Annotated in this window: 20 protein-coding genes; 14 read left to right on the top strand and 6 right to left on the bottom strand. The window is 75.2% G+C overall.

The features are described from left to right. Position 1 precedes the first annotated feature (1 nt). Entirely contained in the window at positions 2–1,129 is a 1,128-nt protein-coding gene (locus HOP40_RS26290; RefSeq protein WP_172163283.1) for a spore photoproduct lyase family protein, read from the top strand. 86 nt (positions 1,130–1,215) lie between these two features. Here the strand turns inward: HOP40_RS26290 and HOP40_RS26285 are convergent, their stop codons facing one another. Further along, positions 1,216–1,605: a group I truncated hemoglobin gene (locus tag HOP40_RS26285; RefSeq protein WP_172163280.1), complete on the bottom strand. Its 390-nt coding sequence runs from the start codon at positions 1,603–1,605 to the stop codon at positions 1,216–1,218. Positions 1,606–1,735: 130 nt separating this feature from the next. Here HOP40_RS26285 and HOP40_RS26280 point away from each other — a divergent pair, with 130 nt between their 5' ends. From HOP40_RS26280 to HOP40_RS26270, 3 genes are all read left to right on the top strand, one after another. Then, positions 1,736–2,197, top strand: coding sequence for a MarR family winged helix-turn-helix transcriptional regulator (locus HOP40_RS26280; protein WP_172163277.1), 462 nt, complete (start codon positions 1,736–1,738; stop codon positions 2,195–2,197). 97 nt (positions 2,198–2,294) lie between these two features. Then, on the top strand, positions 2,295–2,783 hold the full coding sequence (locus HOP40_RS26275; RefSeq protein ID WP_172163274.1) for a hypothetical protein: 489 nt from the start codon (positions 2,295–2,297) through the stop codon (positions 2,781–2,783). 35 nt (positions 2,784–2,818) lie between these two features. Then, complete coding sequence (locus tag HOP40_RS26270) at positions 2,819–3,466, top strand: TetR/AcrR family transcriptional regulator (protein ID WP_172163271.1); 648 nt, start codon at positions 2,819–2,821, stop codon at positions 3,464–3,466. Between the two features lie 3 nt (positions 3,467–3,469). Here the strand turns inward: HOP40_RS26270 and HOP40_RS26265 are convergent, their stop codons facing one another. Beyond that, positions 3,470–4,231, bottom strand: coding sequence for an enoyl-CoA hydratase/isomerase family protein (locus HOP40_RS26265; protein WP_172163268.1), 762 nt, complete (start codon positions 4,229–4,231; stop codon positions 3,470–3,472). A gap of 124 nt (positions 4,232–4,355) precedes the next feature. Here HOP40_RS26265 and HOP40_RS26260 point away from each other — a divergent pair, with 124 nt between their 5' ends. Continuing rightward, the gene (locus HOP40_RS26260; protein WP_240157288.1) at positions 4,356–6,020 is read left to right on the top strand and encodes an AMP-binding protein; all 1,665 of its coding nucleotides are present in this window, start codon (positions 4,356–4,358) and stop codon (positions 6,018–6,020) included. 9 nt (positions 6,021–6,029) lie between these two features. Here the strand turns inward: HOP40_RS26260 and HOP40_RS26255 are convergent, their stop codons facing one another. Beyond that, entirely contained in the window at positions 6,030–6,809 is a 780-nt protein-coding gene (locus tag HOP40_RS26255) for an endonuclease/exonuclease/phosphatase family protein (protein WP_172163262.1), read from the bottom strand. Then, on the bottom strand, positions 6,810–7,580 hold the full coding sequence (locus HOP40_RS26250) for an SDR family NAD(P)-dependent oxidoreductase (protein ID WP_172163259.1): 771 nt from the start codon (positions 7,578–7,580) through the stop codon (positions 6,810–6,812). 65 nt (positions 7,581–7,645) lie between these two features. Here HOP40_RS26250 and HOP40_RS26245 point away from each other — a divergent pair, with 65 nt between their 5' ends. From HOP40_RS26245 to HOP40_RS35600, 9 genes are all read left to right on the top strand, one after another. Beyond that, positions 7,646–8,401 carry an HpcH/HpaI aldolase family protein gene (locus HOP40_RS26245; protein WP_172163256.1) on the top strand — a complete coding sequence of 252 codons (756 nt, stop codon included), beginning with the start codon at positions 7,646–7,648 and terminating at the stop codon, positions 8,399–8,401. Positions 8,402–8,623: 222 nt separating this feature from the next. Beyond that, positions 8,624–9,613 carry a cyclase family protein gene (locus HOP40_RS26240; RefSeq protein WP_172163252.1) on the top strand — a complete coding sequence of 330 codons (990 nt, stop codon included), beginning with the start codon at positions 8,624–8,626 and terminating at the stop codon, positions 9,611–9,613. 25 nt (positions 9,614–9,638) lie between these two features. Next, positions 9,639–10,769, top strand: a complete 1,131-nt coding sequence (locus HOP40_RS26235; protein ID WP_172163249.1) for an FAD-dependent monooxygenase — start codon at positions 9,639–9,641, stop codon at positions 10,767–10,769. A gap of 18 nt (positions 10,770–10,787) precedes the next feature. Next, entirely contained in the window at positions 10,788–11,726 is a 939-nt protein-coding gene (locus HOP40_RS26230) for a VOC family protein (protein ID WP_172163246.1), read from the top strand. After that, positions 11,726–12,682 (top strand): fumarylacetoacetate hydrolase family protein, encoded by a 957-nt coding sequence (locus tag HOP40_RS26225; RefSeq protein ID WP_172163243.1) that lies wholly within the window; start codon positions 11,726–11,728, stop codon positions 12,680–12,682. The genes HOP40_RS26230 and HOP40_RS26225 overlap by 1 nt, the downstream gene beginning before the upstream one ends. After that, positions 12,679–13,449, top strand: coding sequence for an SDR family NAD(P)-dependent oxidoreductase (locus tag HOP40_RS26220; RefSeq protein ID WP_172163219.1), 771 nt, complete (start codon positions 12,679–12,681; stop codon positions 13,447–13,449). The genes HOP40_RS26225 and HOP40_RS26220 overlap by 4 nt, the downstream gene beginning before the upstream one ends. An 11-nt stretch (positions 13,450–13,460) precedes the next feature. Beyond that, the gene (locus tag HOP40_RS26215; protein ID WP_172163216.1) at positions 13,461–14,615 is read left to right on the top strand and encodes an alpha/beta hydrolase family protein; all 1,155 of its coding nucleotides are present in this window, start codon (positions 13,461–13,463) and stop codon (positions 14,613–14,615) included. A 63-nt stretch (positions 14,616–14,678) separates the two neighbouring features. Beyond that, on the top strand, positions 14,679–14,876 hold the full coding sequence (locus tag HOP40_RS26210; protein ID WP_172163213.1) for a DUF2795 domain-containing protein: 198 nt from the start codon (positions 14,679–14,681) through the stop codon (positions 14,874–14,876). Beyond that, positions 14,873–15,850: a hypothetical protein gene (locus HOP40_RS35600; RefSeq protein ID WP_205346922.1), complete on the top strand. Its 978-nt coding sequence runs from the start codon at positions 14,873–14,875 to the stop codon at positions 15,848–15,850. Before HOP40_RS26210 ends, HOP40_RS35600 begins: the two co-directional genes overlap by 4 nt. A 58-nt stretch (positions 15,851–15,908) precedes the next feature. Here the strand turns inward: HOP40_RS35600 and HOP40_RS26200 are convergent, their stop codons facing one another. Continuing rightward, the gene (locus tag HOP40_RS26200; protein ID WP_172163211.1) at positions 15,909–16,244 is read right to left on the bottom strand and encodes a DUF3140 domain-containing protein; all 336 of its coding nucleotides are present in this window, start codon (positions 16,242–16,244) and stop codon (positions 15,909–15,911) included. Beyond that, a complete protein-coding gene (gene mptB / locus HOP40_RS26195) occupies positions 16,193–17,773 on the bottom strand; it encodes a polyprenol phosphomannose-dependent alpha 1,6 mannosyltransferase MptB (RefSeq protein ID WP_172163208.1) in 1,581 nt (526 codons plus the stop codon). The genes HOP40_RS26200 and mptB overlap by 52 nt, the downstream gene beginning before the upstream one ends. Positions 17,774–17,860: the final 87 nt, after the last annotated feature.

The raw sequence follows: 17,860 nt of genomic DNA, 5'->3' as shown, positions 1-17,860 counted from the left end.
TGTGTCGAGTCCGTCCGCGACGGCAGGTGCCGTCACCCCTCCCGATGCCTCCACCACTCCCACCACCGCCGCCGACCGCCTGCTGCGGATCGGCGCCGTCTACGCCGAGCCCGAGGCGCGCGACTCCGAGCGCGGGCAGCAGGTCCTCTCCCGGTTCCCCGGCGCCGAGGTGATCGAGGTGCCCTCGCACTGGCAGATCCCCGAGCTGCACGGCAACGAGGGCAACGTCGAGCGCTGGGTGCGCGTCAAGTCCGGGACGCTCGTGCTCGGCGTCAAGAAGTCGCTGTCGGCCCGGCCCAACGGGCGGTCGTCGGACTTCATCGCGCCGTCGACGTCCAACGGCTGCGCCATGGCGTGCGCCTACTGCTACGTGCCGCGCCGCAAGGGCTACGCCAACCCGATCACGGTGTTCACGAACATCGACAAGATCACCCGCTACCTGCGCGGGCACGTGCGCCGGCAGGGCGTCAAGCCCGAGCCGGACCAGGTCGACCCGCGCGCCTGGGTCTACGACATCGGCGAGAACAGCGACTGCTCCGTCGACGCGCTCGTCAGCGACAACGTGGCCGACCTCGTCGCCACCTTCCGCGAGCTGCCGACGGCCAAGGCCAGCTTCGCCACGAAGTTCGTCAACCGGGAGCTGCTCGACCTCGACCCGCAGGGCCGCACCCGGGTGCGCTTCTCGCTGATGCCCGAGAGCGACGCCAAGCTCCTCGACATCCGCACCAGCCCGATCCCCGAGCGGATCGCCGCGATCGACGACTTCGTCGCCGCCGGCTACGAGGTGCACCTCAACTTCTCGCCGATCGTGCTGCGCGAGGGCTGGGAGCGCGACTGGGCCGAGCTGCTGACCCGCCTCGACGACGAGGTCGGCGACGCGGCCAAGCAGCAGGCCGCCGCCGAGATCATCATGCTCACCCACAACCGCGACCTGCACGAGGTCAACCTCGGCTGGCACCCCAAGGCCGAGGACCTGCTGTGGCGGCCCGACATCCAGCAGCCCAAGCGCTCGCAGTCGGGGATGTGGAACGTGCGGTACCGCAACGCGCCCAAGCGCGAGGCCGTCGCGCGGGTGCAGGACCTGATCGCCGCCCACGCCCCGTGGATCCGGGTGCGGTACGCGTTCTGACGCCGCCGGGTTCGCGTTCCGCGGAACGCGGACCCGGTTCCCACTCCTGGTGTTTCGCGCACGGCGGGACGTGCGCCGGCGGTCGGTCAGACCGCCGCTGCCACCACCTGCGGCCGGTAGCCCTCGATGATCGCCATGAACTCCTGGTGCTCCCCGGCGGGCACGCCGAGGAAGTTCAGGGTCGAGGCGATCTCCAGCGCCACGGCGTCGAAGTCGGCCTCGCTGATCGCGAGCGTCGCGTGGGCCTCGTCCATGCCCTTGCCGGGGTAGCACGCGGGGCCGCCGGCCGCCTCGATCGACCAGGCGGTGACGAGGAACTTGTAGCCCGCGGCGTTGGCGGGGTCGCCGTGATGGTCGTGCACGGCGGCGTTGGCGTTGACGGAGGCGTTGGCGAACAGGCGGTCCACGAGGACGTCGACCGCTCCCGCGATGCCGTAGGTGCCGCCGAGCCGCTCGTACAGGGAAGCGTCGGTCATGGTGGTGGGACCTCCGTCGTCGCCGTGCTGGTACGTGACCGGCACCACTCTGGGTGACCGGTAGTGGCCTAGTCAATGGCGCGCCATAGAAATCGGCCCGGTCGTCGGTGCGCGGTCGTAGAGTGGCGTCATGTCGCGCAGCCCCCGGTCGGAGTTCGTGCTCGACGAGCAGCTGTGCTTCGCGCTCTACACGGCCTCGCGGGCGATGACCGGCGCCTACCGCGACGGGCTGGCGCGCCTGGGCCTCACCTACACCCAGTACCTCGTGCTCCTGCTGCTGTGGGAGCACGGCTCGCTGCCGATGGGCCACATCTGCGAGCGGCTGCACCTCGACAGCGCCACCCTGTCCCCGCTGCTGAAGCGGCTGGCGGGGGAGGGGCTGATCACGCGGGAGCGGTCGCAGCTCGACGAGCGGGTCGTCGACATCACCTGCACCAGGGAGGGCCACGCGCTGCGCGACCGCGTCCACGAGGTCCAGTGCGACGTCGAGGACAGCACGGGGCTGTCGGCCGACGAGCTCGCGACGATGCGCGCCGACCTGCACCGCATGGCCGGCCGGCTGCGCGAGCACCCGGCCGTCCACCGGTCCTGAAGGAAGTCCACGCGCTCCTGTAACCCCGGCCCGGTCGCGGGCGTCCTCCTGGGTGTACGGGCCACACGGCCCCGCCACCGCCGCCCAGGAGGATCCGATGTCCGAGTGCTACGCCCCCGAGCCCCTGATCGAGACGACCGACGCGGTCGACAGCGAGAGCACCGACCACGGCTCGGGCTACGAGACCGGCCACGACAGCTCCGAGGGCCACGACACCTCCGACAGCCACGACTCGGGCTATGAGGGCGACGAGAGCCACCAGAGCTACGAGTACGCCGACGTCGACGGTGACGGCTACGAGGAGACGACGCTGGTCGACTCCAACGGCGACGGCGAGGTCGACACCGTCCTGTCCGACGTCGACGGCGACTACTACGACGACGTCGCCCTCTTCGAGAACGTCCCCGGCGCGGCCCCGTTCGTCCCCGACGTCGTCGCCGTCGCCCTCGACGCCGACGGCCTGGCCGACATCGTCCTCGACGACACCGACCTCGACGGCATCTTCGACGTCGTCTCCTCGGGCTACGACGCGCCGCTGGCCGACGCCAACCCGTACGCGATCCCCGCGGGCGTTCCGGGCGCGTGATCCCCGTCGCGGGCCCGGTGCAGCAGGATGCCCCCATGGAGCCGGTGGGCAGCGGGATCCCGTCGCGGGGGCGGCGGGATCCCGACCGCAAGGCCCGCATCCTCGAGGCCGCGGGCGCGCTCATCGCGCGCTCGGGCTACCACCGCGTCGCGATGGCCGACATCGGCGCCGCGGCCGGCATCGTCGGCTCCGGGATCTACCGGCACTTCGACAGCAAGGCCGCGATCCTCGCCGCGCTGCTGCAGGAGGTCATGGACGAGCTGGAGCGCTCGGCCGCCGCGATCGTCGAGTCGGCCGACGACGACCGCACCGCGCTCGGCGAGCTCGTCCGCAACCACGTCGAGATCGCCGTGACCGACCGCCGGATCCTGCAGGTCTACCACCGCGAGGCCCACAACCTGCCCGAGCAGTCGCTGCGCCGGCTGCGGCGGGCCCAGCGGCACTACGTCGAGGAGTGGGTGGCGGTCCTCGGCCCGCTGCGCCGCGACCTCGCCGACGGCGAGGCCCGCCTCACCGTCCACGCGACGATCGGGGCCATCCAGTCGGTCCTGTTCCACGACAGCGGGCTGCCGCACGCGCGGCTCACCGCGCTGCTGGCCGGGATGGCGCACGCCTGCCTCGGCGTCGGCCCGGAGCGGGTCGGCCCGGAGCGGGTCGGCCCGGAGCGGGTCGGCCCGGAGTAGGGGTCAGCGCCCCCGCCACACCGGCGCCCGCTTCTCCCGGAACGCCCGCGGCCCCTCCTGCGCGTCCTCGGAGAGGTAGACGGGCTCCCAGATCTCCTCGGCCCGGTCGTAGGCCTCCGCCCGCGGGTGCGACGCCGACAGGTAGGCGGTGCGCTTGGCCGCCAGCACCGACAGCGGCGCGTTCGCGGCGATGCGCTCGGCCAGCGCCTGCGCCGTGGCCCGCAGGTCGGGTAGCGGCACGACCTCGTTGACGAGCCCGACCTCCCGGGCGCGCGCCGCGTCCAGCGGGTCGCCGGTGAGCAGGATCTGCAGCGCCACGCGCGGCGGCACCAGCCACGACAGCGGCGCGGCCCACGGCGACCCGCGCCCGACCTTCACCTCCGACACCGCGAACCGGGCGTGCTCGGCGGCCACGACCAGGTCGCACTGCTGCGCGAGCAGGAAGCCGCCGCCGTAGGCGATGCCGTTGACGGCCGCGATCGTCGGCTTGGCGACCTCGACGTTGCGCCCGAACTGGGGCAGGAAGTCCGGCGGCGGCACGGTCAGCGCGGTCTCCGACATCTCCTTGAGGTCCCCGCCCGAGCAGAACGCCTTCTCGCCCGCGCCGGTCAGCACGAGCACCCGCGCTGCGTCGTCGGCGTTGAACCGGTGCACGCCGTCGAACAGGCCCTCGCGGACGGGGCGGCTCAGCGCGTTGTGCGCCTCCGGACGGTCGATCGTCAGCCAGGCGACGCCGGCCGTCACCTCGTAGGTCACCGGTCCCATGCGCGTCCCCTTCCCGCCGAGAGTGCATCGTCGTTCACTCCGAGCCCTCCGGCAAGCGTGCATGAGTGAACGCCGATCACTCCCGGGCCTTGTGCTGCGTCCAGGCAGCCGTGATGCTGGCGCCGTGCAACCGGGTGCGAGCGACATCGACGTCACGAACCTGCGGGGCCGCCGCGCCGTCCACCGGTGGGAGCGGACCTCGGTCGGCGACGTCCTGGAACGGCTCACGTGGAGCTACCCGGACAAGGTCGCGATCACCGGCTGGGCGGGCGCGTACTCCGACGACCGCTTCCGGACGCTGACCTTCCGCCAGGCCGACGAGCTGGCCAACCAGGTGGCGCACGCGCTGCTCGAGCGCGGCCTGGAACCGTCGTCGCGGGTGCTGCTGCTCTGCGAGAACTCCGTCGAGGCCTACGTCGCCAAGATCGGCATCGCGAAGGCCGGGATGGTCGCGATGCCGCTCAACCCCGCGCTCGCCCCGGACGTGCTCGAGCACCTGATCGCCCGCGCCGAGCCCGCGTTCGCGATCGTCGACGCCGAGCTGTGGCCGCGCGCGGAGCAGGCGTTCGCCGCCCGCGGGCTCGCCGTGGGCGCGACGATCCCGATCGGCGGCGGCGCCGTCGCGGGCAGCCCGACGTTCGCCGAGCTCGTCGACGGGCGCCCGGTCACCGAGCCCGACGTCGAGATCCACGGCGACGACGTCTGGCAGCTGCTGTTCACCTCCGGCACCACCGCGATGCCCAAGGGCGTGATGCTCTCGCACAGCGCGAGCCACCTCGCGGGGCTGAACTTCGCGGTGTCGCTCAGCCGCGGGCTGCGCATCGAGAGCGACCTGGTGGTCGGCGTCTTCCTGCCGGTCGTCTACCACGTCGCCGACCAGATCTTCACGTTCTCGGCGTTCCTCGCGGGCGGCTCGCTGGTGCTGGGGCGCCGGCCGGTGCCCGCGGAGGTGGCGCGCGCGGTCGAGGTCGAGCGGGTCACGGCCCTGTGGGCGGGCTCGCCGCAGTTCGTCACCGCCCTGACGACCGAGCTCGACGCCGCCGGCCACGACTGGTCGAGCCTGCGCGTCCTCGTCTTCGGCTGGGGCGCGCTCGCCCCCGCGACCTACCGGGCGCTGCTGCGCCACGCCGGCGACGACCTCGTCGTGCTCGGGATCTTCGGCCAGACCGAGGCCATCGCCTGCCACCGGTTCTGGCCGGCGAGGTGGCCCGAGCAGGCCGCGACGGGCCTCAACTACGTCGGCGTGCCGAGCCCGCTGCTCGCCTCGGACGTCGTCGACGAGCTGGGGGAGTCGCTGCGCGACCGGCCCGGCACGGCGGGCGAGGCGGTGTACCGGAGCCCGATCGTCACGGCCGGGTACCACCTCGACGAGGCCGCCACCCGCGAGGCGTTCCGCGGCGGGTGGTTCCACTCCGGCGACAGCACGTCCGTCGACGCCGACGGCCTGCGGATCATGGTCGACCGCTTCAAGGACATCGTGAAGTCCGGCGGGGAGAACGTGTCCAGCCTGCGCGTCGAGTCGGTGCTGCACGACCACCCGGCCGTCGAGCGCGTGGCCGTCGTCGGGCTGCCGCACCCGCACTGGGGCGAGGCCGTCACCGCGGTCGTCGTGCGGCGGGCGGGCGTCGAGACCACCGAGGAGGACGTGATCGCCCACTGCCGCGCCCGGCTCGCCGGCTACGAGACGCCCAAGGGCGTCGTCTTCGCCGACGACCTGCCCGAGACCGTCGGCGGGAAGGTCCTCAAGTACCGGCTCCGCGAGCGGCACCGCGACCTCTACAGCGGCTGAGCGGCTCCTTCACAGCGGGCGCAGCGTCACCGCCACCGCCCGGTGGTCGCCGAAGGCCAGGCGCCACGCCCGGGCGTCGCCGCCGCGCAGGTCGCCGAGGGCGAGCACGTGGTCGAGCTGCACGCGCGGGTCGTGGGCCGGGAACGTCGGCTTGCGGACCAGGCGCGTGCCGCCGCTGACGAGCTCGGGCACCGGCCCGACCAGGTTGAGGTCGCCCGCCACGACGACCGGCCCGGGCAGCCCGCGCGCCCAGTCGCGGATCCGCACGAGCTGGCGCCCCGCCGTGATCGGCGCGAACGACAGGTGCGTGCCGACGACCGTGAGCCCGTCGAGCTCCGCGGCGACGGCGGCGCGCGGTTCGTCGGACACCCAGTCCAGGCGCGGGGACTCCCGCCCCGTCGGCACCGGCAGGCGCCCCCGCCCGGTGCCCAGGTCGAGCACGTGCCAGCGCCGCACCGGGCGCCGGGAGAACAGCGCGATGCCGTAGTGCGGGCCCGCCGGGCCGTCGCCGGGGCCGTGCAGCGCGGTCGGGTCCACGGCGCGCCAGGTGTGCTGCGGCCCGGGCGTGCCCGCCACCGTCGGCGCCCAGCGCCAGTCGACCGCTTCCAGCGCCCGCGCCACGACGGCGGGCTGGTCCACCCCGTGCGAGCGGGGCTGGTCGCGGTCGACCTCCTGGACGGCGACGACGTCGGCCCCGAACCCGTCGAGCGCCGCAGCGAGGGCGGCGGCGTCGAGGGAGCGGCCGGTGGCGTCGCGCCCGGAGGCGAGGTTGAGCGTCGCGACCCGCACCTACTTCGGGGGCATCCGGATCGCACCGTCGAGGCGGACGGTCTCGCCGTTCATGTAGTCGTTGGTGAGGATCTCGACCGCCATCGACGCGTACTCGTCGGCCGTGCCGAGCCGGTTCGGGTAGACGACGCTCTGCCCGAGCTGGGCCTTGAACGCCTCGGCCTGCTCGCCGGTGCCGTAGATCGGGGTGTCGATCAGGCCGGGGGCGATGGTGTTGACGCGGATGCCGTGCCGGGCGAGGTCGCGGGCCATCGGCAGCGTCATGCCGACGACGCCGCCCTTCGACGCGGAGTACGGCGTCTGCCCGATCTGGCCGTCGAACGCGGCGGCCGAGGCGGTGTGCAGGATCGCGCCGCGGGAGGTGCCGTCGGCCAGTGGTTCGGTGGCGGCCATCGCCGACGCGGCCAGGCGCGAGCAGTTGTAGGTGCCGACCAGGTTGACGCGCAGCACGAACTCGAACTGCTCCAGCGGGATGGGGGAGAGGTCGCGCCCGATGATCCGCCCGGCGCGGCCCAGGCCCGCGCTGTTGACGAGCACGCGCAGCGGACCCAGCTCCGAGGCGGCGTCGACGGCGGCGCGCACCTGCTCCTCGTCGGCGACGTCGGCCTTGGCGAACACCCCGCCGATCTCGGCCGCGACGGCGCTGCCCAGCTCCTCCTGCAGGTCCAGGACGACGACGTGCGCGCCGCGCTCCGCGAGCCGGCGCGCCGTGGCCGCGCCCAGCCCGGAGGCCCCTCCGGTGACGACGGCCGACGCTCCGCTGATCTCCATGTGCCCGTGCTCCTCACGATCGACTGGTCCGGCGGAGTCTCGCAGACGCGCGTTAGCGTGGCCGGGTGACGCAGACCCCCTCCGCCTCCGGCGTGCGCGCCGCCTGGGCCGCCGGCCGCGCGGCCCGCAACGGCTGGATCACCGTGCCCGACCCGCACCTGGTCGAGGTCGTGGCGTCCCGCGGCGTCCTCGACGCGGTGACGCTCGACCTGCAGCACGGCCTGTTCGACCGCGCCTCCACCGCCGCCGCGGTGCGGGCCGCCGCCCTGCACGGGACGGCGGTGCTGGTGCGGCTGAGCGCGGTCGACGCGGCGGAGGCCGGGTTCGTGCTCGACCTGGGGGTGCAGGGCGTCATCGCGCCGATGGTCGACGACGTCGCCACGGCGCGGGCGCTGGTCGACGCCTGCCGGCTGCCCCCGCTCGGGCGCCGCTCCTACGGCCCGATCCGCACGGCGTTCGGCGGGGCCGACCCGGTCGCCGCCGCGGGGCAGGCTCTGGTGTTCGCGATGGTCGAGACCGCGGGAGCACTGGAGCGGGCCGGCGAGATCGCCGCCGTCGAGGGGCTGGACGGGCTGTTCGTGGGGCCCGGCGACCTCGGCGTCGCGCTCGGGCTGGGGGCCGCGCAGAACCGCGAGGAGCCCGAGATCCACGACGCCTTCGCCCGCGTCCTCGCCGCGTGCGGGGCCGCCGGGGGCCGGGCCGGCGTGCACGCCACCAGCGCGGACTACGCGAAGGCGCGCGCCGACGACGGGTTCGGCCTGGTGACGGTGTGGTCCGACCTGCCGGCGCTGGCGGCGTCGGTGGACGCGAGCACCTGGTAGCCCCGTGAGTGGATACGAGTGCCCCAGCACTCGTATCCACTCACGGGTGCCGGAGGCGCCCGTGGGGTGACGGTCGTGAGTGGCGATCGTGGCCCTGGCCACGGTTGCCACTCACGGGTGCCGGAGGCGCATACGCCGGGCTGATGGTCGGCATCAGGCATCTCGTCTTCCCGGGCGAGGGCCCCGCGGGCGACGGTGGGCGGGTCGCTCGAGGAGGACCCGATGACCCACCTGCCGGACCGCACCGACCCCGAGGGGGCGATCGCGGCCGCCGCGAAGCTCTGCTCGAACCGTGACCGCTGGGGCGCCGACGACGTCCTGGGCACCCTGAACTTCCTCGACGAGGCCAAGCGCCGCGAGGGGGCCGCGCTGGTGCGGCGGGGGACGAGCTTCTCCCTCGCCCAGTCCTTCGACGGCAACGGCCCGCAGAAGGGCTGGCGCCGCCGGACCAACCCGGTGCACACGATGCTCGACACCGGCGTCGACGCCGAGCGCGGGACGCAGGGATTCCCGCACGGCATCGGCGGCGCCGACGATGTCGTGTTCATGCCGCTGCAGGCCTCCACCCAGTGGGACGGCCTGGGCCACATCTTCGACCACGGCCAGGCCTACAACGGCCGCCGCGCCGGCGACGTCGTCACCAGCGAGGGCGACCGGGTCACCGGCATCGAGACCACCGCCGGGCTGATCGCGGGCCGCGGCGTCCTGCTCGACGTCGGCCGCGCGATCGGCACCGACGGCGAGCTCCCGGACGGCTTCGCCATCACCGTCGAGCACCTCGAGGCGACGATCGCCGCGCAGGGCCCGTCGGCGCACGTCGGCCGCGGCGACCTGCTGCTGGTGCGCACCGGGCGCCTCACCCGCGCCCGCCGCGACATCGCCCAGGGTCTGGGCTGGGGCGACTACGCGGGCGGCGACGCGCCCGGCCTGTCGTTCACCACCGCCGAGTGGCTGCACGCCAGCGAGATCGCCGGCATCGCCACCGACACCTGGGGCTTCGAGGTCCGGCCCAACGAGTTCGACGTGGCGTTCCAGCCGCTGCACCAGGTCGCGATCCCGCACATGGGCCTGTTCCTGGGCGAGATGTGGGACCTCGACGCCCTCGCCGCCGACTGCGCCGTCGACGGCGTCTTCGACTTCTGGCTGACCGCCGCCCCGCTGCCGGTGACCGGCGCCGTCGGCGCGCCCGTCGCCCCGATCGCCGTCAAGTGACCGCCCGCTCGAGGAGGAGCTCCTGATGCCCGCCGTGTCCACCGTCCTCGTCGTCGGCAGCGGCCTCGCCGGCTCCGCCGCCGCGATCCTGCTGGCCGCCCGCGGCGTCGCCGTCGACGTCGTCGAGATCAACCCCGGGGTGCCCGACGCCGGCTCCGGGATCACCCTGCAGGGCAACGCCCTGCGCGAGCTGCGCGCCCTCGGCGTGTGGGAGCGCGTCGCCGAGCGCGGCTACGGCTTCGACAGCCTCGGCCTGCGCGCCCCCGACGCCGACGGCACGCTGCTCGCCGAGATCCCCGACGCCCGCACCGGCGGGCCGGACCTGCCCGCGACCGTGGGGATGTCGCGCCCCGAGCTGGCCCGGATCCTGCTCGACCGCGCCGCCGATGCCGGGGTGAAGACGCGCTTCGGCGTCACGACCACGGCGCTGGAGCAGGACGCCACGGGTGTCGACGTCACCTTCTCCGACGGCTCGGCGCAGCGCTACGACCTGGTGGTCGGCGCCGACGGCATCCGCTCCTGGACCCGCCGCATGCTCGGCATCGCGCTGGAGACCCGCGCCACCGGCATGGGCATCTGGCGCGCCTTCGGGCCCCGCCCGGCGTCGGTGACGCGCACCGACCTGTTCTACGGCGGGCGCTGCCACATCGCCGGCTACTGCCCGACCGGCGAGGACTCCCTCTACGCCTACGTCGTGGAGGACGCCCAGGACCGCAGCACCCTCACCCCCGACGAGCGGCTCGCCGCGATGCGCGAGCTGGCCGCGGGCTACCACGGCCCGTGGGACGACGTGCTCGCCACGCTCGACGACCCCGAGCGCGTGCACTACACGTGGTTCGAGACGCACGTGCTGCCCGCGCCGTGGAACCGCGGGCGCGTCGTGCTCATCGGCGACGCCGCGCACTCCTGCCCGCCCACCCTCGCGCAGGGCGGCGCCCAGGCCCTGGAGGACGCGGCCGTCCTGGCCGAGCTCCTGCTCGCCGCCGACGTCCTCGACGAGGACCTGTGGGACGCCTTCACCGCCCGCCGCGTCGCCCGCGCCACCGCCGTGGTCGAGGCCTCCAACCAGCTCGGGCAGTGGCTGCTCGACGGCGAGCGGGGCGACGTCCCCGGGCTCATGGGCCGCATCGCCGCACTCGTCACCGAACCCGCCTGAACCCCCGGGAGGGGAACCATGACCGACCGCCTCATCACCCACCTGCGCCACGTCGACCTCGCCGTGCCCGACCTGGCCCGCCAGCAGGACTTCTTCACGAACTCCTGGGGCCTGCGCACCGAGCACGGCGAGCCCGGGCTGTCCTTCCTCGCCGCGGAGGGCTCGCCCGAGCAGTACGTCGTGCGGCTGCGGCAGTCGGGCGACAAGCGCGTCGACCTCGTCGCGTTCGGCGCCGCGTCCGCCGCCGACGTCGACGCCCTGGCCGCCCGCCTGGGCACCGACGGCGTCACCCTCGTCACCGAGCCCGGCACGCTGCAGACCCCCGGCGGCGGCTACGGCTTCCGCTTCTTCGACAACGAGGGCCGCACCGTCGAGGTCAGCGCCGACGTCGCCGTCCGCGCGCACCGCCGCATCGAGGAGGGCGAGCCCGTCCCGGTCCGCCTCTCGCACGTCGTGCTCAACTCGGCCGACCCCGAGGGCACCCGCGCGTTCTACGAGCGGCACCTGGGCTTCGCGCTCTCGGACACGCTCACCCACCCGCGGATGGGCGACATGATGTGGTTCATGCGGATCAACCGCTGGCACCACAGCGTCGCCATCGCCCGTGGCCCGCACCCGTCGCTGCACCACCTGTCCTTCGAGCTGCGCGGGCTGGACGAGTACATGCGCGGCACCGGGAAGCTGCTGCGCGCGGGCGTCGAGAAGATCTGGGGCCCCGGCCGCCACCTCGCCGGCAACAACACCTTCAGCTACTTCCTCGACCCGCACGGCAACACCGTCGAGTACACGACGGAGCTCGAGGAGATCGACGAGGACACCTGGCACCCGCACGTCTACGACTTCACGCGGCCCGAGGTGTCCGACCAGTGGGGCACCGCGAACGCGATGAACGAGTTCGTCGCCTCCCGCTCGTTCAACGACGTCGACAAGGGCCTGTTCGTGGCCCCGCCCGTCTGATGCGGCTCGCGACCTACGAGCACGCCGGCTCCGTCGGCTGCGGCGTCGTCCAAGGCGACGGGATCCACCCGTTCCCGGACGGGACGACGGTGCTCGACCTCGTCCGCTCCGGGCTCGCCGCGGCGCTGGAGGTCGGCGAGCGCGCGCGGCAGACGCCCCCGGTGCCGCTCGACACCGTCCGCCTGCTGCCCCCGCTCGACCCGCCGACCGTGCGCGACTTCGTGGCCTTCGAGGAGCACGTGGAGGGCGTCGTCGCGTCGGTCGGGGACGGCGGCGGTGTCGTGCCGCAGTGGTACGAGGCGCCGACGTTCTACTTCACCAACCCCTGCGCGCTGGTCGGCGCGCACGACGACGTCGCCGTGCCGCCGGGGTCGGAGCTGTTCGACTTCGAGCTCGAGGTGGCCGCCGTCGTCGGCCGCGACGCCGCCTCGCCGACGCCCGCCGAGGTGCAGGTGTTCGGCTACACGGTCCTCAACGACTGGTCGGCGCGCGACCTGCAGCGCCGCGAGATGAAGGTCAACCTCGGGCCGGCGAAGGGCAAGGACTCGGCGACGACGCTCGGCCCGTGGCTGGTCACCGCCGACGAGCTGGAGCCCTTCCGCGACGCCGACGGCTTCCTCGCGCTGGACATGCGCGTGTCGGTCAACGGCGAGCAGGTCGGGCAGGACCTGCTGTCGAACATGGGGTGGCCGTTCGAGGAGCTCGTCGCCTACGCCGGGCGCGGCACCCGCGTGCGCGCCGGGGACGTCCTGGGCTCGGGCACCTGCGGCAACGGCGGCTGCCTGGCCGAGCTGTGGGGCCGCCGCGGGGAGCAGAACCCGCCGCCGCTGCGCCCCGGGGACGTCGTGGAGATGACGGTCGAGGGGATCGGGACGATCCGCAACACCGTCGTCGCGGGCGTCGACCTGCCGCCCGTGGCCCCGGCCCGCCCGCGCCCGCGCCGGCGCGTCCGGTGACGGGCCGCGTCGCCGGGAAGGTCGTCGTCGTCACCGGGGCGGGCGGGGGCCAGGGCGCGGCCGAGGCCCGGCTGCTCGCCGCGGAGGGCGCCTCGGTCGTGGCCCTCGACGTCACGCCGGCGCCCGCGGAGGACCTGCCCGGCGTCGCCTACCGGCGCCTGGACGTCACCGACGCGACCGGCTGGGCCGTGCTGGCCGAGGAGCTGCGCCGCGACCACGGCCGCGTCGACGGGCTCGTCGCCAACGCCGGGATCACCTGGCGGGCCCGGCTGGCCGACCTCGACGCCGCCGACCTCGCGCGCGTGCACGAGGTCAACGTCGGCGGCGTGCTGCTGGGCGTGCAGGCGCTCCTGCCGCTGATGGGGCCCGGGTCGTCGATCGTGACGGTGGGCTCCGCCGCCGCCCTGACCGGCCACTACCCGCTCGCCTACACCGCCAGCAAGTGGGCGCTGCGCGGGCTGACCAAGGCCGCCTGCCTGGAGCTGGGCCCGCGCGGCATCCGCGTCAACGCCGTGCACCCGGGCTTCATCGAGACCCCGATGACCGCCTCGGCGGCCCCCGCGTTCCGCGACGCCAACGTCCGCGAGACGCCGCTGGGGCGCACCGGCACCGTCGACGAGGTGGCGCCGCTGGTCGTGTTCCTGGTCAGCGACGACGCCGCGTTCGTGTCCGGCGCCGAGATCCCCGTCGACGGGGGCCTGACCGCCCACGGCGGCGTCAAGAGCATCAGCGACGCCCTTCGCCCATCTGAACCGTCGCCCGTCTGAGAGGACCGTCCGTGTTCGAGTACTTCCCCGGCAACTACGTCTGGAACCTCGGCGTCGTCGCCGCCCTGAACAGCGGCGGGCTGATCGACGAGGTCGACCGCGCCTGCCGCCCGATCCGCGAGGCCGCGGCGCAGGGCGCCGACGCCGGCACGCCCGACTTCCTGCGCGCCTGGACCGCCCTGACCGACCGGCTCGTCGCCCAGGCCGAGGAGGCGGAGAAGGACGGCAACACCCGCACCGCGGGCCAGCTGTACTTCCGCGCCACCAACTACCTGTGCCAGGCCGAGCGGATGCTGTCGCACTCCGACCCGGACCGCGTGCCCACCTACCGCCGCGTCCTGGAGCTGGCGCAGAAGGCCTTCGACCTGCGCGACCCGCGCATCACCCGCGTCGCCATCCCGTACGAGGGCACCACGCTCCCGGCCTACTTCAGCGCCGCACCGGCCACCGACGACGGGCCCGCGCCGGTGATCGTGCTGGTCAACGGCCTGGACTCGGCCAAGGAGCACATGTACGGCTCCGGGCACTGGGAGGAGCTCGCCGCGCGCGGCATCTCGTGCCTGATGCTCGACCAGCCCGGCACCGGTGAGGCGCTGCGCCTGCAGGGCCTCACCGCCCGCATCGACACCGAGGCGTGGGCGGGCGCGGCCGTCGACTGGCTGGAGACCCGCGACGACGTCGACGCCACCCGCATCGGCATCACCGGCTGGTCGCTGGGCGGCTACTACGCCCCGCGGGCCGCCGCGTACGAGGAGCGGTTCGCGCTGTGCGTGGCCTGGGGCGCCAACCACGACTGGGGTGCGGTGCAGCGGCGCCGCCTGGAGCGCGAGGGCGAGCGCCCGGTGCCGCACTACTGGGAGCACGTCCTGTGGGTGTGGGGCCACGACGACCTCGACGCGTTCATCGACTTCGCCGACGCCGTGAACCTCGAGGGCGTCGTCGAGCGGATCCGCGTGCCGTTCCTGGTGGCGCACGGGGAGAACGACCGGCAGATCCCGGTCGCCTACGCCCACCGCTCCTACGACCAGGCGGTGCACTCGCCGCGCCGCGAGCTGCGGATCTTCACCCCCGAGGAGGGCGCGACCGAGCACATCGGCCTCGACCACCTGCCGCACGTCAGCAGCTGGATCGCCGACTGGGTGGCGGCGCGGTTCGCCGGGCGGTGACGGGGCCGGTCCCGTCGCCGGCACGGGGGGCGTAGGACGCGCGGGCCCGGGTACGCCGCCGCCATGAGCTTCCAGGTGACCGAAGTGCAGAAGGCCCTGAAGGGCGCCGACTACCCGATGGACGGGGCGGCTCTGGCCGACCTCGCCGAGTCCAACGGGGCCGACAAGGAGCTGGTGGACGCGCTGCGACCGATGCGCGAGGTGGACGGGCCGAACGGGGTGATGAAGGAGCTGAAGGGGCAGCTCGGAGGCGACGCGTGACGTCGTCGGCGCGCGGGTTCGCCCGCGGGCTGGCCGCGGGGGCCGTCGGCACGACGGTCCTCAACGCGGTGACCCAGCTCGACATGGCCGTCCGCGGGCGGCCGGCGAGCCGGGCGCCGGAGGAGGTCGCGGCCGCGCTGACCGACCGGCTGGGCGTGCGCCTGCCGGGCGGCCGGCGGGCCCGCGGCCGCCGCCTGGCCGGGCTCGGCCCGCTCGGCGGGACCGCGGCCGGGGTCGTCGTCGGCGGCCTCGGCGGGGTGCTCCGCTCCGCCGGCCTGTGGTTGCCCGCGCCGGTCGGCGGCGCCCTGCTGGGCGCGGCCGCGATGCTCGCGACCGACGGGCCGATCGCCGCGCTCGGCGTGGACGACCCGCGCCGGTGGAGCGCGGCGACGTGGGCGACCGACGTGGTGCCGCACCTGGCCTACGGCCTCGCGACCCACGCGGCGCTGATCGCGGCGATCCCTGAGCGGGAGGCCGCGACGCGCCGCCCGCCGCCCGCGGTGCTGCTGCGCGCGGCGGCGCTCGGGGCGGCGACCGGGTCGCGCAGCTCGGCCGGGATGACCGGGCTCGCGCTCGCGTCGTCCGGGCGCCGCGGCGCGGTGGCGGGGGCGCTGGCCGGGACGGAGCTGCTGCTCGACAAGAGTCCGGTGGTCCCGCCCCGCACAGGAGCGCCCGGACTCGCGCCGCGCATCGCGCTCGGGGCCGCGTCGGCGGCGACGCTCGCGCACCGGGAGGGCTGCGACCCCGTCCTCCCCGGCGCGATCGGGCTCTCGGCGGCGCTGGCGTCGTCGGTGCTCGGGCAGTGGGGGCGCTCGGTCGCCGCCCGCCGGTTCGGGTCCGACCTCCCCGGCGCGATCGCCGAGGACGTCCTCACCGCGACGCTGGCCTGGGTCGGGGCGCGCCGCGCGCCCGAGCGGCATGCGCCCGAGAGGTCTGCGCCCGCGGTCGACACCTCGACGGGGGCGCTCACCTAGCCGCCCCACCCCTCGGGGGAGCGCCCAGCCCTTGGGGGAACGCCCAGCCCTTGAGCGCTCAGTCCTTGAGGGGGTCGTGCCCCCAGTTCATCAGCGAGTACCGCCACCTCGTGTCCGTCACGTCGCCCTTCGGGCGCTGCGCGAGGTGGCGGTGCACGTACCCGACGACCTTGCGCATCCGCGCGAGGTCCTCGTCGGTGAGGTCGCCCGCCTTCGTGCCCTGCAGCTCCACGATGTGGCGGCCCATCTCGTGGCCGACGGCCTCGCCGCCGTCCTTGTGGTCGCCGACCGCCTCGGAGTCGTCGGTCTCCAGCCACTCGCGCAGCTCCCGGCCCGACATGTTCACGGCGTCGGAGAAGTCGGCGCGGATCTGCTTCGCCTCGTCGTCGTCCATGCCGGCCGGGTACCCCGTCCGGCGGCGCGGATGCCCCGCTCGGACGGCCGGTACCACCGGTCGGTCCCCCAGACGGAGCAGGCGACGAGCAGCAGCGCGGCGATCACGGCCAGCGCCGGCTGGAACCCGTGGAACGGGAACAGCCCGCCCGTCGGGGCCAGGACCAGCGCCAGCGGCACCGACACCGCGAGCAGCGCCCGGCGCAGCCGCGGCAGCGCCGGCGTCGCGACGAGCGGCACGAGGGCCCACAGCAGGTACCACGGCTGCCCGGCCGGACCGAGCAGCACGACCGCCGCGAGCGACGCCCCCAGCCCGGCGACGGGGTCGAGCCGCCCGCCGCGGACGGCGAGCAGCGCCGCGCCCACCACCCCGGCTCCGGCGACGAGACCGATCGCGCGGACGAGCGCGACGGCCGTGGCCGTGTGGTCGCCGAGCCCGGCGAGCACCCCCAGCACGCCGGCCGCGTAGCCGAGGTCGGTGGTGGGGGAGAACGGGCTGTCGATCGAGCCCGGCACGCCGAGCGCGGCCAGCCAGCCCGGGCCGGCGCCCGTGGCGGCGGTGCACACGGCCAGGCCCGCCACCGCGACGGCGCCGAGCACCCCGGTCTGCGCCGCGACCGCCCGCCACCCGCCGCCGCGGGCCCGGACCGCGCCCAGCACCCCGAGCGCGACGAGCGCGGGCAGCTTCACCGCCGAGGCCGCGACGACCAGCACCGCCCCGGCGAGCAGGCGCCCGTCGAGCAGCCGCTCGCCCGCGCGCAGGCCGAGCTCCAGGCCGGCCAGCAGCAGGCCGAGCATGAGGGCGTCGTTGTGCACGCCGCCGACCAGGTGGAACAGGACCAGGGGGTGCGCGGCGCCGCACCACAGCGCGTACCGCGGGTCGACGCCGCAGCGCCGCGCCAGCGCGGGCAGCGCCGCGACGACCAGGGCGAGCCCGGCGAGCGCGAGGACGCGGTGGACGAGGACGCCGAGCGCGACGTCGTCCCCGGCGAGCACCGCGACGCCGCGGGCCAGCCCCAGGAACAGCGGCCCGTAGGGCGACGGGGTGTCGCGCCACATCGCCGGGATGCTGCGCACCAGGGGGTCGTCCATGCCCAGGGCCTCGGCGGGGCCGAGCGCGTACGGGTCGAGGCCGCGCGCGAGCACGGCGCCCTGCGCGAGGTAGCTGTAGACGTCGCGGGAGAACACCGGCGGGGCGATCGCGAGGGGCAGCGCCCAGAGCAGCGCGGTCCGGCCGAGCTCGGCCCGCGAGGGGGCGAGCGGGCCGCCCGCGCGCACGCGGCGAGACACCTGCAGCCACGCCAGCACGAGCAGCGCGGCCCCCGCCCAGGCGAGGGCGAGCGACAGCGTCGCGGTGCGGGCCGGCAGCCCGACCAGGCGCAGCCCGGCCAGCGGGTGCGGCACCGGGAGCGCTCCCGCGCCCAGTGCGCCGAGCGCCACGAGCAGCGCGCCCGTCGTCCCCAGCAGCCGGGCGCGCAGCATCCCGTCGGCGGCCACTCCCGTCGCAGGCCCCGTCGCAGGCCCCGTCACGCGCCTCGTCACGGGCCCCGTCACGGGCGCAGCACCGCGCGTCGAGCCGCCATCGGTCCTCCGGTCCGCTGCCCGCGGCCCGGTCGG

The sequence above is a fragment of the Pseudonocardia broussonetiae genome, from assembly GCF_013155125.1.
Classification (GTDB): Bacteria; Actinomycetota; Actinomycetes; order Mycobacteriales; family Pseudonocardiaceae; genus Pseudonocardia; species Pseudonocardia broussonetiae.
Note: the sequence above shows the minus strand (reverse complement) of the source record. Positions and strands in the feature narration are given on the sequence as shown.

What these genes read in the sequence shown, in the direction of transcription:
- HOP40_RS26285 (WP_172163280.1), bottom strand. Translation starts at nt 1,605, where the DNA reads ATGACCGACGCTTCCCTGTACGAGCGGCTCGGCGGCACCTACGGCATC.
- HOP40_RS26280 (WP_172163277.1), top strand. Translation starts at nt 1,736, where the DNA reads ATGTCGCGCAGCCCCCGGTCGGAGTTCGTGCTCGACGAGCAGCTGTGC.
- HOP40_RS26275 (WP_172163274.1), top strand. Translation starts at nt 2,295, where the DNA reads ATGTCCGAGTGCTACGCCCCCGAGCCCCTGATCGAGACGACCGACGCG.
- HOP40_RS26270 (WP_172163271.1), top strand. Translation starts at nt 2,819, where the DNA reads ATGGAGCCGGTGGGCAGCGGGATCCCGTCGCGGGGGCGGCGGGATCCC.
- HOP40_RS26265 (WP_172163268.1), bottom strand. Translation starts at nt 4,231, where the DNA reads ATGGGACCGGTGACCTACGAGGTGACGGCCGGCGTCGCCTGGCTGACG.
- HOP40_RS26250 (WP_172163259.1), bottom strand. Translation starts at nt 7,580, where the DNA reads ATGGAGATCAGCGGAGCGTCGGCCGTCGTCACCGGAGGGGCCTCCGGG.
- HOP40_RS26240 (WP_172163252.1), top strand. Translation starts at nt 8,624, where the DNA reads ATGACCCACCTGCCGGACCGCACCGACCCCGAGGGGGCGATCGCGGCC.
- HOP40_RS26235 (WP_172163249.1), top strand. Translation starts at nt 9,639, where the DNA reads ATGCCCGCCGTGTCCACCGTCCTCGTCGTCGGCAGCGGCCTCGCCGGC.
- HOP40_RS26230 (WP_172163246.1), top strand. Translation starts at nt 10,788, where the DNA reads ATGACCGACCGCCTCATCACCCACCTGCGCCACGTCGACCTCGCCGTG.
- HOP40_RS26225 (WP_172163243.1), top strand. Translation starts at nt 11,726, where the DNA reads ATGCGGCTCGCGACCTACGAGCACGCCGGCTCCGTCGGCTGCGGCGTC.
- HOP40_RS26210 (WP_172163213.1), top strand. Translation starts at nt 14,679, where the DNA reads ATGAGCTTCCAGGTGACCGAAGTGCAGAAGGCCCTGAAGGGCGCCGAC.
- HOP40_RS26200 (WP_172163211.1), bottom strand. Translation starts at nt 16,244, where the DNA reads ATGGACGACGACGAGGCGAAGCAGATCCGCGCCGACTTCTCCGACGCC.